Raw genomic sequence first — 15,834 nt, 5'->3', positions numbered from 1 at the left:
GAGCTAACCTGTACTAATTGCCCGTGAGGCTTAATCATACAACACCCAAGGGGTTTTAGCGGACTCAAGAAAGAACATTGAATGTGTATTGAGACACGATGCTAGTCAGAATTTTCCCAGATTTTAATGAATTTGCTTGGCGACCATAGCGTTATGGACCCACCTGACTCCATGCCGAACTCAGTAGTGAAACGTAACAGCGCCGATGGTAGTGTGGGGTTTCCCCATGTGAGAGTAGGACATCGCCAGGCTTCCAATTTAAGAAAGCCCTGACCTGACGGTCAGGGCTTTTTTGCGTCTGGAGAAAAGCAGAAACGAGCCTTGAGAAGGCGAGGGACGAGAAAGAGCAGGAAGAGCAGGAAGAGCAGGAAGAGCGGGAGCTGGGAAAAGCGAAGAAAAAAACGCGCACATATAATGCGCCCAAAGACACACTGGCACGCACTCTCGTCGCTTTTTCTTACTGCAATGTGATTCTGCAAACAGATATCGCCTTATGAGCATGAAATCATATGATTACATTGTTTGCTGGAGGGACGCGGAATGAAAAGAGTGATTGGCCTTTGCTTTGTAGCGGCATTCTTAACAGGATGCACCTCGTCATTGCCTCACCACTATGATTGCGAGGACAGTATTGGGTTTAATGCGATGGTGACATCAGAGTCTGCACTTATTCGGTTTAAAGGAAAGGATCGTGATATCCCTCGGATCCGTTCGGCGTCTGGCGCTCAGTATGAGTCTGAAGATAAGAAGACAGGCTTATATACCAAGGGTAAAGAAGCCATGTTGGTTTGGGATGCGCACACTTTGCGAGATTGTGTGATGCAATAATCTGCCAATATAAAAAAAGGGCAGTCAAAGAGACTGCCCTCGTGTTGAACCTAAAACTGTCGATTAAACCTTAAGGAAAGATTTGATCTGATTAACCAGTGTTTCTGCGGTTTCTTTGTCTTCCCACTCCACAAAAATACGCAGTAGTGGCTCAGTGCCAGAGAAGCGAGCCAGCGCCCAACCGCCATTTTTGAAGTACACTTTCAAGCCATCGGCATAGCTCACCTTTTCAACTTCATACGCAAACTCAGGCAACTCTTTGTCTACGTAGATGCGATTGTAAAGGCTGTCGCGTTGAGATGCTTTGAATGTGCAGTCGCCTTCTGCGGTGTAGGCATAGCCGTATTTTCCGTAGATTTCATCAAGCATTTCAGACAGTTTCTTGCCCGTTACGCTGATCATTTCAACCAAAAGGCTTGAGGCAAATACGCCATCTTTACCTTTGATGTGACCACGGATGGTAAGGCCGCCAGAGCTCTCACCGCCGATCAGAGAATCATCGGCTTCCATTTGCGAGCTGATGTGTTTGAAGCCAACAGGCACTTCAAAGCTTTTCTCGTTGTGGTCAGCAGCAACTTTATCCAGAAGGTGAGTGGTTGCGATGTTGCGAACAACTGAGCCTTTTAAGCCCTTGTATTCCAACATGTAGTAATAGAGAAGCAGCAATACTTCGTTCGGGTGAATGAAGTTACCTTTTTCATCAATGATGCCTAAACGGTCAGCATCGCCATCCGTGCCGATACCAATGTCATAGCCTTCGTGTGCAACCATGTGCTTCAAACGGTAAAGGGTTGCAGCGCTTGGGGAAGGCATTACACCGCCAAACCCTGGGTTTTCACCGTCGTTGATGACGTCAACGTCACAACGACCTGAGATCAACACAGTTTGCAGAGCGTTTTTAGCCACACCAAACATCGGGTCGATCAACACGCGAAGGTTCGCGGCTTTAATGGCGTCGATATCAATGAAATCAATGATCGAATCAACGAATTCGTTCATTGGGTTGATGATCTTGACCAGCCCTTGAGTTTGCGCATCTTCGAAGTCCATTGATTTCACATCAGTTGCTTTCAGCTTACTGACTTGTTCTTCGATTTTTGCCGTAATAACTTCGTCTGCATCACGACCGCCTTGGATGAAGACTTTAATGCCGTTGTAATCCGCAGGGTTGTGAGACGCAGTGATACACGCAGAGTAATGCGTTTCCATCTGCTTTGCTTTGAACATGACGATCGGGGTTGGCACGTATTTGTCGATGAAGCTAACAGTGATGCCATTTGCAGCAAGCACTTCTGCAAACCATGCTGCAGCTTTATCAGAAAGAAAACGGCGGTCGTAGCCAATCACAAAACCTGGCTCACACGCGTTTTCTGTGATCATGATGTTCGCAAGAGATTGCGCCACAAGACGTACGTTGTCTTTGGTAAACTCTTCACCGATGAAGGCGCGCCATCCGCCAGTACCAAATTGAATCATGGTAGAGCTCCTTTCTAAACAGGAATAAAAAAGGAGGGCAAAAGTGCCCCCCTTTTTTTGTTAGCCCATTACAACGTTAACAACGTTCACAGAGCCTTCAGCTTGTGCAGGGATAGCGCCAGAAACCACTTCACCGTTCAAAGTGATGGTTTTCACGCCTTTACTTACACCGTTCGGGTTTTCAACCTTGATTTGGTAAGTTGCGCCACGCCATTCGCGGTTAACTTCAAATCCTGGCCATTCAGTTGGAATACAAGGGTTAACGCTTAGGCCGTCAAAGCCAACTTGTACACCTAGAATGAAGTTGGTGACTGCGAAGTAAGCCCAACCTGATGTGCCCGTTAGCCAAGGGTGGTTTGCACGACCATGATTTTCGTGGTCACGACCCATGATGAACTGAACGTATGAGTAAGGTTCAGCAACACGCTTTTCAATCATGTCGTTTTGGTTGTACGGGTTAAGTGCATCGTAGAACTTCATTGCACGATCACCACGACCCAGTTTCGCTTCCGCTACCCAAGCCCATGGGTTTGGATGCGAGAATATCGCGCCGTTTTCTTTCACGCCTTGGTAAACGCGGGTAACGAAGCCGATGTCATCGTTTGGCGTTGAGAAAGACGGTGAATTGAGGTGCAGACCGTATTCAGAGAACAGGTTCTCATCAACCGCATCCATGGCTTTTTCGCCACGATCTTGTGATGCCATACCAGAAAGAACAGCCAACGTGTTCGACTCAAGGTGAATACGACCTTCAGTTTGTTGCGCTGTACCGATCTTGTCGCCATCTTTGGTTAGACCACGGATGTACCAGCCACCTTCTTCGTCCCAAAGGTGTTTTTCACACGCTTCGCGAACGTTCGCTGCCATTTCAGTGTATTTCTGAACGTCAGCATCTTGGCCTTTGTGTTTCGCCAGCGTAATGAACTCTTGCAGTGCCCAGAAGTGTAGGAAAGAAACCATGGCTGATTCACCACCGCCTAGGTTCAGACAGTCGTTCCAGTCTGCACGCAGACCTTTACAGATACCAGTTTGACCCACGTATTCCGCAGAGAAATCTAGCGCTGCTTTCATGTGCTCATAAACGGTTGCGTCGCCGCCATCCGCATATGGGATGTTTTCGTCTAGGAAACTCTCTTCACCGGTTTCGGTCACGTACTTGATGATCGTTGGCACGATCCATAGGTGATCGTCAGAACAGGTGTCATCGATGCCGTGGATCTTATCTTCATCGCTAGGGGTTGGAACAACCGTTGGCGACTTAGACGGTTTAACGTCTGCTTTTGCTGGATCGAACCAATCTGGATCGAACAGGTGCAAGCCGTAACCCGCTTTTACTTGGCCACGTAGCAGGTCAACAAGACGCTTACGGGTCATCGCAGGGTTTGAGTGAGGGACAGAAATCGCATCTTGTGCGGTGTCACGGTAACCTAGACCTGTACGACCACCCACTTCGATGAACGATGCAAAGCGAGACCAAACCACACAGGTTTCTGCTTGGTAAAGTGTCCAAGCATTGATCATGGTGTCTAGGCCTTCGTTTGGCGAGGATACGCGGAACTTGTTGCAGCGCGTGTCCCAGTGCTCTTTGATGCCAGCAAATGCAGCGTCAACGTTAGCAAAGTCTTGGTATTTCTTACGTAGACGTTGGCCTTCGCCTTTACCTACACCCAAGATGTAAACGAAGCGAACTTCTTCACCTGGTTGGATAACGAATTGTTTGTGTAGAGAACCACAATGGTTGTAACAGGTTTGAACGTGGTTAGAACAACGGCCTTTTTCAACAGCAATTGGGTTCGCTTCATCACGGTACATACCTAGGAAACTGTCGCGCTGACCGTCGTAGCTGTCAGGGTCGAAGCTTGCTGCCATGTAGTAGAAGCCATCGTAATCGTTGGTGTTGTAATACAGATCGTATTCAATCACGCCATCTTCATAAGACGTGCCTGCAGAGTACAAGCTCATCTGATGGTTTTGGTTGTCCGACTGGATGTGGCTGAATGAGAATTCAACGAATGAGAATGCACTGATCGTACGTGGCTTGTCGCCGTCGTTCTTGATCGTGATGTCCCAAAGCTGTGCGTCTTCACCTTTTGGTACAAACAAGGTTTTTGATGCAGTGATGCCGTTGTATTCACATTTGAATTTTGAGTACGACAGACCGTGACGAACTTCGTAAGAAGCTTCTTCAAGGCTCTTCGCTACTGGTTGCCAAGAGATTGACCAGTAGTCTGCAGTTTCATCATCACGCAGGTAAACAAAGTGTCCAGGGCGGTCAAACGTGCCGTTTGGACGGAACTTAGTGACACGGTTGTGCTCAGGACTTTGATAGAACGAATAACCACCCGCATTGTGAGAAATCACGGTACAGAATTTTTCTGTACCCAGATAGTTGGTCCATGGCGCCGGTACGTCAGGACGGGTAATGACATATTCCCGGTTATCGTTATCAAAGAAGCCGTATTTCATGGCGTATTTCCTTCTACAAAATCAAAAAAGTGAAGTTATTACCGACGATAATTAATACCTAGACGATCCAGGTACTGTAGTTGTCCGCTAAGACGGGCTTGAAAGTCTGCCCAGTCTCGCTGTTCCTTGGCGCTCCAACACACTTCTGCAATCGCAAAGAGGCGAGGGAAGATCATGTATTCAAAGCGGCTTTGGGTATTGGTCATTTCGCACCAAAGTGCGCACTGGATACCTTTCACCTTCTCAAATTCATTTTGAGTAGCGTCTGAGTGGGAAAAAGGCTCGTAGTGGTATGCTTTTTCAAGCGGTATCTTTGCAGCCCAATCTGTTCCCGGCTCGTCTGCCGAGAAGTCTTGTGCCATATCGAGATAGGTTTCTTGTCCAGGTTGCAGCACAATGTTGTAACCATTGCGGATGCAATCCAAACCAGATTGCTCGCTGAGCCAAGCGAAGATCACAGTGTTTTTGCTGACCTTGTCGCCAAACACCACTTCTTCCCAGCCCAACATTTGCTTGCCCTTGGCGTCGAGGTATTTCTCCACATGACGCAACAAGTGACCTTGCAAATCTTTGCTGTCTGCATAGCCTTTCTCTTTCATCAAGGTTTTGCATGACGGGCTTTCAGTCCAAACATTGTCAGGTACTTCATCGGCACCCACATGAATGAAAGGACTTGGAAACAATTCGCAAACCTCATCAAACACGGTTTCTAAGAAGGTGTAAGTGCCCTCAATACCCGGGTTTAGAACATTGTCATTGAAGTTCTGAATACTGCGGTAGGCCGACGTATCTGCCTCTTCGACGAGCAAATGCGGCAAAGATTTGATGGCAGCACGGCAGTGCCCCGGAATGTCGATCTCCGGGATGACGGTGATGCCACGTAAGGCGGCATACGCGATCACATCGCGAATTTCATCTTTGGTATAGAAGCCACCGTGGATCTTCGACAGCGATGTGTACTGTGGTTCGATGGTTTCGAATGGTCCACGCCACGCGCCAATTTCAGTCAGCTCTGGGTAAGCATCAATCTGAATGCGCCAACCTTCGTCATCGGTCAAATGCCAATGAAAATGATTGAATTTCAAGCGTGCGAGTTGGTTGATCAGATCTTTCACACGACGAAGCGGGTGGAAGTGACGTGCACAATCCAACATCATGCCGCGGTAGCCAAAGCGAGGGTGATCCTCAATCTCAACACAAGGGATCGCGAACCCAGCGTAATGGCGATGAGAAGCATGAACGGGCAGCAGTTGAAGCAGGGTTGCCACGCCATAGCTAAAGCCACATTTGTCTGAAGCAGTAATCACAACGGCGTTTAAAGACACGCTTAATCGGTATTTCGACGGTGCTAACGATGCGTCTTTTTTGAGTCGAATCTGGCCTTCTTGTTTAACCGAAATATCACGACGTAGATGGTCTGATAGCTCTTCTGAAAGCCAAAGCGCGGCTGATTTAGCGTCTTCGTCATCACTGGCAATCGCACAATCGTCAGCAATGGCAAAATGCCCTGATTTAACCACCATGGCTTTTGGCTGAGGAATGAGGTTGATGTCTTTCGGCTCAGGAAGCGATAGCGGTTCGCGCTCAGGAGATTGTGCACCCAGATTGATCGTGGTGGTTTCTACGGGGATCGCATGTACACCTGTTGAGGTGGTTACGAGCAAGCACGCATCTGCAATGCCTTCGTCATGAAGAGAGAAAGGCTTGGTTCTGTGGCTAAATTCTACATACAAGTGATCATTGGCATTAAGTGGCTGTCCGCTTTCAAATGTACATAGACTGCCTACTTGTTTTAATGTGCCATGCGAAACACTGGTAGGGATAACAAAGCGACTAACGCTAAACGTTAGCTGCCAGTGTTCAATGTTTGTTTCTGAGAGATTGTGCAGTACCAGCGCAAAGCGACTTTCATTTTGCTGGACGTCAATCACGTTGAGGTCTAAACGAAAATTCATGGCTTATCTCGAAAGCGGGTAGAGGTTGTGGTTACCGTGTGCCATTAAAAGTGCACCGGCCATGGCGTCCGCCTTGGGTTCAACCAGCAAGCTCTGAGCTGCAGGTGACAACCACGCGACAATGCGCTCACCAATGCTGCCCATTAATGCGATTTGCGAAGCGCCTTTACGGGCCAATCCCAGTATGAGGCGTTCTACGTCGTCGGCTGAGCCTTGCAGTAACTCCATAGCGAGCGCATCTCGTTGCATGGCCAATTCGAAAATCTTTGGACTGAATTGACCGTAATCACGAGGTTTTGCTGTTTTTGACCACATGACAATCTCGTCTAGGTCATTGTTAAAGTGCGCAAGAACATAATCCGACAGAGCTGATGATGGACGTAAGTCATCATGAGCCAGTAAGGTTTGCTGGATCAGACGAAGGCCCATGACTGCGCCCCCACCTTGATCTGAAATCGGGAACTCTCGACCACCAATAACCACTTGTTGGCCGTTTTGAAGTGCAATGCCGACTGAGCCAGTCCCCGCAATCACAATGGCACCGTTTTCACCCTTAAATGCACCCATGCAAGCGCCGTAACCATCGGTATTCAGCGTCATGTGTTTATAAGGGTGTGGCAGAGCCATGAATGCCATCCATGCAGATTTTTGTTCAGCCCCTGCCAGTGCTAGGCCAACAGAGAGACAAGAAAGATCAGTGATACCTGCTTGTTCTGCGGCTTGTGAAATTGCTGACTGAATGGAAGACATCGCAAACTCTACGCCTAACAAAATGTTGGCTGAGCCGGTTTTTGCTTCGCCGACAACCGTCCCATTTTCATCCACAATACGGGCACGACATGACGTGCCGCCGCCATCCACACCACAAAAGAAATTAGCCATGAGAAAGCGCCTTATCGTGAGATGTGACGTTTTTCATCGCTTGCTTTTGTGCTGCTAGCGCCAGCAAATACCAACCGGCATGCGGGATCCATTGTTCGCCCCAGCGCCAGTTCTGTAGCATGTCGTCTTTATGAATATCAGGGTTGAAGGCGATGTCATTCGGGTTATCAAACCCGGCGGTAATACCGTTGCAAACGCCGCCTTTGGCGTTGATAAAGCCGAGTTCAGGAAGGTAATCAGGGTTGTTTCTTCCGTGCCCATCGAGCATGCACATGTCATAAGGGTTGAGACCCAAAATCCAGTTCAGAGCATTTTGTCCATATGTGTTCAGACGATGTTTTAGGGATTCATCGTCAATGAACGAGATTGCCATAAATGCCATGGTTGCGAGAGAGCCCAAACGTGCGTTCTCACCCTGCCACCAATAGCCGGTTTCGTTTTGCTGAGCGATAAAAAAGCTTGTGCGTTTTTCCCCCTCAACATTTTTCACATACTGCCTTGGATAACCGAATGGATTATTGACTTGATGCGTTATAAGTAGCTCAAAATTCAATGCGTTGACGAAAGTTTGAAGTGCCGCACTTTTTCGCGTTGCATCCGTTTCAATCGTCAAATACTGCATCAATGTGATGGCAGGAAGACCCGCTTCGGCAGCGTGATAGTAAGGGCGAGAGCCGTCACTGTTCGCCGACCAGAAGTGTGCGATGTTTTCGTCGCTTTTTTGCTGCTCGATCAAACGAGCCGCCCAATAACGTGACTCATCAAGGTAAGTCACGTCTTGAGTTAATTGGTAAAGTTCTACGGTGGCAAGCAAAGCACAGTAAAAATCGATGGTGTTTTCACAGCCATCATCTAAATAGGCGTTGTTGTTTTCTTTTAAATGCCAATAGCCGCGTTCCGCGGTGTCTTTATAAGTTTCAACGGAAAAATCTGCCCCTTCGCCCAGTCGCGCTGCTTTTGCCAACGCGGCAATCGCAACACCTGCACCTTGGCGGAATCCCGCTTGGTAGGCGTCAGTTTTATTGCCTTTTTGGGTTTCGTACGCACAGATCTCACGTTGAGTCGTGTCCTTGCTCCACTTATCAAACACCGTGGTATAGAAGTAGCCGTTGTCATGTTGCATGCGGACTAAGAAGTCGGCACCAAACAGAGCTTCATCGTGCAGGCGTGTTTGTGTAAAACGAGGCGCATCGCTGGAAAGCGTTTCTAATGCATGAAGCATGTTCCAGACGATCATTGGAATTTGTTGAGGGTTTAAATAGTTACCGTAGGAAAGGTGACTGAAATACTTACTGACATCGCCAGATGCATCATACCACCCACCGCGAACGTCAACTTTTTGGTCAGAACCAAGCAGTGGAACGGCGCGATCATATTGATCAAACTTGCCTGTACAACGCTGAGATTTGAAGTAGTGGATCACATCAGAAAACGTGCGATCGAAAAGGATACCGTCTGCGATAGAAAAAGCAGGAGAGGTCGTCTCTCCCACTTTTATGCAGAACGCTCCGCACTGCTCGAGTGCGGAGAAGTCGATGCTATACACATCACCAGTATGCCATTGGTCTACTGGACCACAAGCACGGACAGGCAGCTGCATCACGGATTGACCTGTACGGCAATCCACAATATCGGCAAGCTCAGCAGTTACGGCATGCTTAGCAAGAATGAGCGCACTTTTACTGCCTAAACGCTCATAGCCGATATGGTTGGTCAACAGCTGCATTGTTCCTCCTAAATAGTCTGTTCGAAAAACAATTATTCGAACAGGTAACAGCGTACGAAGTGGTTGTCTGATAGCTTGGTTACACCTGGCAATTGCTCACGGCATTTGTCAGTAGCATGCAGACAGCGACCCGCGAATGGACAGCCACGAGTATCTGGTGTCCAAAGAGGGATTTCGCCTTTGTTACCTTCAAGTTTCTGGTGAATAGACTTAGAAGGATCGGGTACTGCAGAAACGAGCAGCTTGGTGTACGGGTGCTGAGGGTGGTGAATGATTTCTTCACAATCGCCCCACTCAACCATGTGACCCACATACATCACGGCCAAATCTTCAGCGATGTAACGTGCTGTTGCGATATCGTGCGTGATATATAGCAACGCCATTTCGCGCTCGAACTTCATTTCTTCCATTAGGTTCAATACACCTGCACGGATAGAAACGTCGAGCATTGATGTAGGTTCGTCAGCCAGAACCACTTCAGCACCCACTGCCAAGTTACGCGCCAAGTTGACACGTTGACGTTGACCACCAGAAAGTTGGTGCGGATATTTCGCCGCCGTTTCTTTAGGTGGTGTTAGGCCGACTTGGTTAAGCAGTTCATATACACGCTCTTCCAACTCTTTTGCATTGCCGCTAACTTTGTTGTGAATTTTCAAAGGACGCGCAATGTGGTGGAAAATGGTGTGTGTCGGGTTCAAAGAACCAAACGGGTCTTGCCATACCATTTGAATGCCTTGACGGTATAGCATCAGGTCATTTTTGTTGGTGATGGTTTCGATATCGCGGCCTTTGTACTCAATCGTACCGGCCGTCGCGGCGTACATCTTGGCGATGATTTTTGCCGTGGTAGATTTACCTGAACCAGATTCACCTACAACTGACAAGCCACGGCTTTTGTAAAGCTTGAATGACACGTCATTCAAGGCACGCATTTTAGGTTTGTTCAGCGAGTTGCTGTTAATCTGGAAATCTTTAACCAGATTTTTCCCTTCAATGATCGGGTTACCTAATTCTTTAGTCATGTTCACTCCTACAAGTCGCTAAACGCCAGATCACTTATTCGTGAACAAGTGGCAGTTGGTGAAACGGTTAGATTCGACCTGAGTCAGGGTGTTTGCGACGTTGAAACAGCTGTCTTTGGCCTTTCCACAACGAGCCTGGAAACGGCAGCCTTGTGGGATTTCAAGCAAGTTCAAAGGGTTGCCTGGAATACCGGTAAGACGCGTTTTTGGTCCCGTCAGCGGAGGGAAGGAGCTAGCAAGTCCTTCGGTGTAAGGGTGATACGGGTTCTTCAGAATTTCTTTCGCTGGTGCTACCTCAATCAACTGACCTGCATACATGATGCCGATACGGTCAGTGAACTCGACCATCAAAGAAAGGTCGTGCGTAATGAACAAGATAGAGAAGCCAAATTCTTCTTTAAGTGCGTGGATCTTTTGAAGGATTTCACGTTGAACCACAACGTCCAGTGCCGTTGTTGGTTCATCCATGATGATCATTTTCGGATTCAGAGCCAACGCGATAGCGATAACCAAACGCTGACGCATGCCACCAGAGAACTGGTGAGGGTAGTCGCGAAGACGGCTTGCGTGGATATCAACGATTTCCAGTAGACCTTCAGCGCGGCGAACCGCTTGTTCACGGGTCATGTTGGTGTGACGCATAATGACGTCACAGAACTGCTCTTCCATGGTCAATACAGGGTTCAGTGCGTTCATCGCAGACTGGAACACCATTGACACTTCTTTCCAGCGGAAGCGGCTCATGCGCTCGTCGCTGTACTTCATGATGTCTTGACCGTTAAAGAACACTTCACCGCCACTGATAAATGCAGGTGGCTTATGAAGACGCATTAGCGACATTGCAACGGTTGATTTACCACAGCCAGATTCACCAGCTAGACCAAATACTTCGCCTTTACCAATGTCGAAGCTGACGTTGTTTACCGCGCGGACATCGCCCGCGTCGGTAATATAGTCAACACATAGGTTGCGGATTGATAGTTGTGGATCAGTCATTATTTTTCTCCGCTCAGTACTGCATTTTGTGGCGCTAGTTCAGCCTGGCTACGTGATTTCTTCTCGTCTTCTTGCATTTTCTTCCAGCGTTTCATGCCTTTTTGAGCACGAAGCTGCGGGTTAGCAATTTCATCGACTGCGAAGTTAAGCATTGCAAGACCGGTCGCAACCAATGTCAGTGCGATACATGGAGCAAGCAGTTCCCACCAAGCGCCGATAATCATTGAAGAAGATGTTTGTACGTTGTAAAGCATCACGCCCCAGCTCACGGTGTTCGGGTCGCCCATGCCCAGGAAGGAGATAACAGCTTCCGTCATGATGGCCAGCATTACCGAACCGATGAAACTTGCGCCGACGATTGAGATAAGGTTTGGAAGAATCTCAATGAAGATGATGCGCCACGTTGATTCGCCCAGAACTTCTGCAGCTTTAACAAACTCTTTTTCTCTGAGTGATAAGGTTTGTGCTCGCACAACCCTCGCACCCCATGCCCAGGAGGTTAAGCCGATAACCAAGGTTATCGTTAGCGGGCCGGACTGACCGATAAAGGCGGCGATAACGAACAGCAACGGATATTGAGGCAGAACCAGCATGATGTTCATGGCTGCCGACAAAACGTCATCCACACGACCGCCGAAGTAACCTGCTGATACACCAATTGCGGTTGCTAGGAAACACACCAAAAGACCAGCGCCAAAACCAACGGCCAGTGATACTCGTGCGCCGTATACCACTTGAGACCAAATGTCACGACCCATGCGAGAGGTACCGAGGACGTGTTCAGCTTTCTTAGAAAGAAGAAGCGTACGACGGTTATCTGCAAGGTTTTCCGCAATCCAGCCATCAGGATTTGACTGTGCCGCTTTTACAATAAACGCAGGGTATTCATGTGGACCACCAGTCTTCTTATCAGGCGCAAAGCTTGTGATAAGAGGGGCAAAGATTGCGCCTAAGATGAATACCGAAAGAATAACCACACCAAACAGTGCCTTAGGGTTACCTTTTAAAAGAGTAATAAGACCTTTCATGATTATTTGCCTCCCTTACGCAGACGTGGGTCGAGAGCAACGATGAGCAAGTCAGCTAGGAAGTTAAAGAACAGCATGAACAAGGTCATGATCAGAAGCTGGCCTTGAAGAACTTGATAGTCACGGCTGTTGATTGCGTTGAGCAAAACAGTGCCAAGACCTGGGTAGTTGAAGATGATTTCAACAATCATCTGGCCACCGATAGCCATACCTAGTGCCATTGAAAGTGCAGTGACACTTGGCAATAGTGCGTTGCGAGCGGCGTAGTTAAAGACAACGCGGTTGTCTGACAACCCCTTACCTTTAGCCATGGTGATGTAGTCTTCATTGAGAAGGTTAATCATGTTGTTACGCATGGCGATGAGGAAGCCACCAATCTGAATAATGGTTGCACAGAAAAGCGGAAGAACAGCGTGGTAAGCAATGTCTTTATAGAACGCAAGGCTTGTCCAGTCAGCCATCGTACCTGGTGTATAGGCGTAACTGGTTGGGAACCATTTTAAGCCGATAGCAAAGGTGTAAAGCACGATCATTGCTGTTACGACTGGTGGTACGGCCTGAACAACAAGCATTGCTGGAGAAATGAATGCATCGTATCGGCTACCGCGTTTCCAAGCAGCGAAGATGCCGAGTACCGAACCAATACAGAAAGAAAGAATAACTGCAGTACCTGCTAGGAACAGAGACCAGCCCACTGCGTTGCCAAGCATGGCATTTACAGTTTGCGGATAAGTCTGGATAGAGACACCAAGGTTCCAGCTCAGGATACTTTTAATGTACGTGAAGTACTGTTCGTATAGAGGACCATCTACAAAGCCAAGTAGCTTTGTCATCGCCGCGATACGTTCTGGCGTAACCTGTACAGTTGCGTTAGCAAACATCATGGTGACTGGGTCACCAGGCATCGCCCTAGGAAGAATAAAGTTGATCGTGGCAGCCACGAGAAAAGCAATAAAATAGAACGTCAGACGTCGTAGGAAATAACCCATAACTCACACCTTTCCAAACCAGTAGCGTCCTGCTACCGAATTTAGGACAAACCCTTCCCCTGACAGAATCTGCCATAAATATAAAAGGAGGGGGGAAAGGCGGTGCGCAGGGCGCGCACCGCAAACTACGTAGAACTTATGACTTAGGTTTCAGGTCCAGAACTTGAAGAACACGCTCTTGAACACCAGCCCAAATCATTGGACGGCCTTTAGCGTTGTTCTCGTTCCACCAACCGTCGAAGCGGGTAGTGTTGTACTGGAAGTTGAACGCACCAGACATTACAGGAACAGTGATTTGGTTTTCAGCGATGATTTTCTGAATACCGTGAGCAATTTTCAACTGCTCATCACGGTCTGAAGTTTTGTAGAAGCTGTTTAGCAGCTTATCCAACTCTGCATTTTTGTAATGGTGCATCGCGAAGCGTGGTAGACCTTCACCGTCTTGGAACGCTGAGTTGAAGCCGTCATTCCAGTAAACGTGTGGATCTGGACCGTGGAAGAAGTTGGTGTAAGCAACGTCATAAGTCGCGTTAGCCATCGCTGAGTTATACACAGGGAAGTCTGGAGTACGCGCTACTGCGTTGATACCAACATCATTCAATTGCTCAACAGACAGTTGAACTGTGTTGTTGAAGTCAGTCCAGCCGTTAGGCGATTGAATTTCAAGCTTCAGTTCTTTACCTGATGGCGTTTCTACGAAACCGTCACCATTGATGTCTTTGTAGCCAGCTTTCTTAAGCAGTGCTTTCGCGCCAGCAGCATCGTAGGTATTGAAACCTTTGTACTTGTTGTAAGTGCCTTTATCAGCCCATGACTCGAATGCATCACCTAGACCAGACGCATAGTCGTTTGGTTTACCATTGCCGTAGAAAGCGATGTCGATGATGGTTTGACGGTCAAGAGCCATAGAGAACGCACGACGGAAATCAACATCGTTGATTGCTTCGTTGTTACCTTCTTTAGGCGACTTGTAGTTCAGTAGGAAAGACTGGGTGCCCGCAGCTGGGTACCAGTATTTGTGGTTTGGATTCGCTGCAGCATAAGTGCTATCGATATCTGGGATGAATGAAGAAGTCCAATCAAGCTCAGAGTTGATAACTTTAGCTAGCAGTTGGTCGTTACCTGCGATCTGAGGAACGCGCAGACAGTCAACTTCCAGGTTGTCGTTATCCCAGTAGTTAGGGTTACGACATTGAACGTACAAAGAAGAGGTGAAGGTGTCGATCTCAGTGAACGCACCAGAACCTACTGGAGTTTCGTTAGCGAAAGACTCAGGGTTCTTCACTTTGCTCCAAACGTGCTCAGGAACGATAGGTGCCTTAACAATTTCGAATGGTGCGTTAGAAGAAGCTTGAGTTAGAGAGAAGATAGCTTTGTTGCCATCAACCTTAACGTCTTTAACCCACTTGTTTAGACCAGTACGGTCAAGCTCTGGCTTCGCTTGAAGTAGCTCAACTGTGTAAGCTACGTCTTTCGCAGTGAAAGCTTTACCGTCAGACCATTTAACGCCGTCACGGATAACAAAAGTTACTTCCATTAGGTCGTCAGACATGTAGTAGTCTTGTGCCAAACGCATTACTGGGCTGTTACCTTGCATCTGGTTAAAGATAACCAGCGGCTCGTAAACAAACTCAGTCGTCGTGTTTAGTGCAGACTCTAGGAAAGGGTTAAAGTTTTGAACTAATGTAGGGTAGAACTGAGGTACCACTGTTAGCTGGCTTTTTTCAGCTGCTAATACAGTTGGTGCTGCCAGTGCAGACGCTGCGGCCGCAACGACGGCTACTGCTAGTTTTGTTTTCTTAAGATTGGCAAGCATAGCTGTTCCTTACTAGTTGCTTTGTTCCACTTGGTTCTGACCGGAATCATTTTGGTCAGGCCCGACCCCGCTATGAACAACCAGGCAAGTGATCTTGGTTATTCACATGGCCGTGCAGGCTCAGTGCCACTTAAGGAAACTCCTGTTCTGATTTTGGGTCAATTGGGATTCCCGTCAAAAACGTCAAAACCACTTAGTGCCCTGTCAAAAACGTTAAAACATTCATTTTTAGTGCAAAATACAAGCGGTTGATTTAGGTCAATTTCCGCACATTATGATGCATTTTTAACGTTAAATGTTAGTGGTTACTATCGCTTTAAATCTTGTTTCTTATGGTTTTCATTTTCAACGTGAAGCTATGTTGATCAGGATCTCCATTTATTCACCGTGTTAATTTCTTGCTGAAAATTTGGGGCGCTGGTTTGTTGTGAGTCTCTTCTCATAAACGGAATTAAACTCACACAGAAGTCAGGGTTGTGTGATTTATCACCAGTTTTTGCGCGTTGAAATCACCAAAGACCCCTCTGATTTCTTCTTTTTCAAACACGTCTTTTACGGCGAAAAATAAGTTCTTTGTCCTGCTCTCTACTTTGCAAATCGTCTGAAGCAAGCACGCACCCTCAGTGAGGCGTATGCAGCCTTTTGAAGGC

General features: G+C 47.7%; 11 protein-coding genes and 1 rRNA gene. 2 read left to right on the top strand and 10 right to left on the bottom strand.

All coding sequences use genetic code 11. The features are described from left to right. The first annotated feature begins 135 nt into the window (after nucleotides 1-135). Nucleotides 136-251: ribosomal RNA gene (rrf, locus tag EQP46_RS21155) — 5S ribosomal RNA — on the top strand. 289 nt (nucleotides 252-540) lie between these two features. Then, nucleotides 541-828: an MliC family protein gene (locus tag EQP46_RS21150; RefSeq protein ID WP_129495529.1), complete on the top strand. Its 288-nt coding sequence runs from the start codon at nucleotides 541-543 to the stop codon at nucleotides 826-828. 63 nt (nucleotides 829-891) lie between these two features. Here EQP46_RS21150 and EQP46_RS21145 read toward each other — a convergent pair whose 3' ends face one another. The 10 genes from EQP46_RS21145 to EQP46_RS21100 form a co-directional block, all read right to left on the bottom strand. After that, on the bottom strand, nucleotides 892-2,304 hold the full coding sequence (locus EQP46_RS21145) for a phosphoglucomutase/phosphomannomutase family protein (RefSeq protein ID WP_129495528.1): 1,413 nt from the start codon (nucleotides 2,302-2,304) through the stop codon (nucleotides 892-894). A 60-nt stretch (nucleotides 2,305-2,364) separates the two neighbouring features. Next, nucleotides 2,365-4,770 carry a glycoside hydrolase family 94 protein gene (locus tag EQP46_RS21140; RefSeq protein WP_129495527.1) on the bottom strand — a complete coding sequence of 802 codons (2,406 nt, stop codon included), beginning with the start codon at nucleotides 4,768-4,770 and terminating at the stop codon, nucleotides 2,365-2,367. A gap of 38 nt (nucleotides 4,771-4,808) precedes the next feature. After that, nucleotides 4,809-6,725 (bottom strand): beta-N-acetylhexosaminidase, encoded by a 1,917-nt coding sequence (locus EQP46_RS21135; RefSeq protein WP_129495526.1) that lies wholly within the window; start codon nucleotides 6,723-6,725, stop codon nucleotides 4,809-4,811. A gap of 3 nt (nucleotides 6,726-6,728) precedes the next feature. Next, nucleotides 6,729-7,607 carry a glucosamine kinase nucleotide-binding domain-containing protein gene (locus tag EQP46_RS21130; protein WP_129495525.1) on the bottom strand — a complete coding sequence of 293 codons (879 nt, stop codon included), beginning with the start codon at nucleotides 7,605-7,607 and terminating at the stop codon, nucleotides 6,729-6,731. Beyond that, nucleotides 7,600-9,333, bottom strand: coding sequence for a glycoside hydrolase family 9 protein (locus tag EQP46_RS21125; RefSeq protein ID WP_129495524.1), 1,734 nt, complete (start codon nucleotides 9,331-9,333; stop codon nucleotides 7,600-7,602). Before EQP46_RS21125 ends, EQP46_RS21130 begins: the two co-directional genes overlap by 8 nt. A 32-nt stretch (nucleotides 9,334-9,365) precedes the next feature. Beyond that, the gene (locus EQP46_RS21120; RefSeq protein ID WP_129495523.1) at nucleotides 9,366-10,355 is read right to left on the bottom strand and encodes an ABC transporter ATP-binding protein; all 990 of its coding nucleotides are present in this window, start codon (nucleotides 10,353-10,355) and stop codon (nucleotides 9,366-9,368) included. Between the two features lie 30 nt (nucleotides 10,356-10,385). Further along, complete coding sequence (locus tag EQP46_RS21115; RefSeq protein ID WP_129495522.1) at nucleotides 10,386-11,351, bottom strand: ABC transporter ATP-binding protein; 966 nt, start codon at nucleotides 11,349-11,351, stop codon at nucleotides 10,386-10,388. After that, nucleotides 11,351-12,379 carry an ABC transporter permease gene (locus EQP46_RS21110; protein ID WP_129495521.1) on the bottom strand — a complete coding sequence of 343 codons (1,029 nt, stop codon included), beginning with the start codon at nucleotides 12,377-12,379 and terminating at the stop codon, nucleotides 11,351-11,353. Before EQP46_RS21110 ends, EQP46_RS21115 begins: the two co-directional genes overlap by 1 nt. 2 nt (nucleotides 12,380-12,381) lie before the next feature. Next, a complete protein-coding gene (locus EQP46_RS21105; RefSeq protein WP_017012312.1) occupies nucleotides 12,382-13,368 on the bottom strand; it encodes an ABC transporter permease in 987 nt (328 codons plus the stop codon). Between the two features lie 136 nt (nucleotides 13,369-13,504). After that, complete coding sequence (locus tag EQP46_RS21100; protein WP_129495520.1) at nucleotides 13,505-15,184, bottom strand: ABC transporter substrate-binding protein; 1,680 nt, start codon at nucleotides 15,182-15,184, stop codon at nucleotides 13,505-13,507. Nucleotides 15,185-15,834 lie beyond the last annotated feature (650 nt).

Source organism: Enterovibrio baiacu (genome assembly GCF_004120195.1).
GTDB classification, from domain to species: domain Bacteria; phylum Pseudomonadota; class Gammaproteobacteria; order Enterobacterales; family Vibrionaceae; genus Enterovibrio; species Enterovibrio baiacui.
The sequence above is the reverse complement of the archived record's forward strand: the minus strand, read 5'-3'. Positions and strand labels throughout refer to the sequence as shown.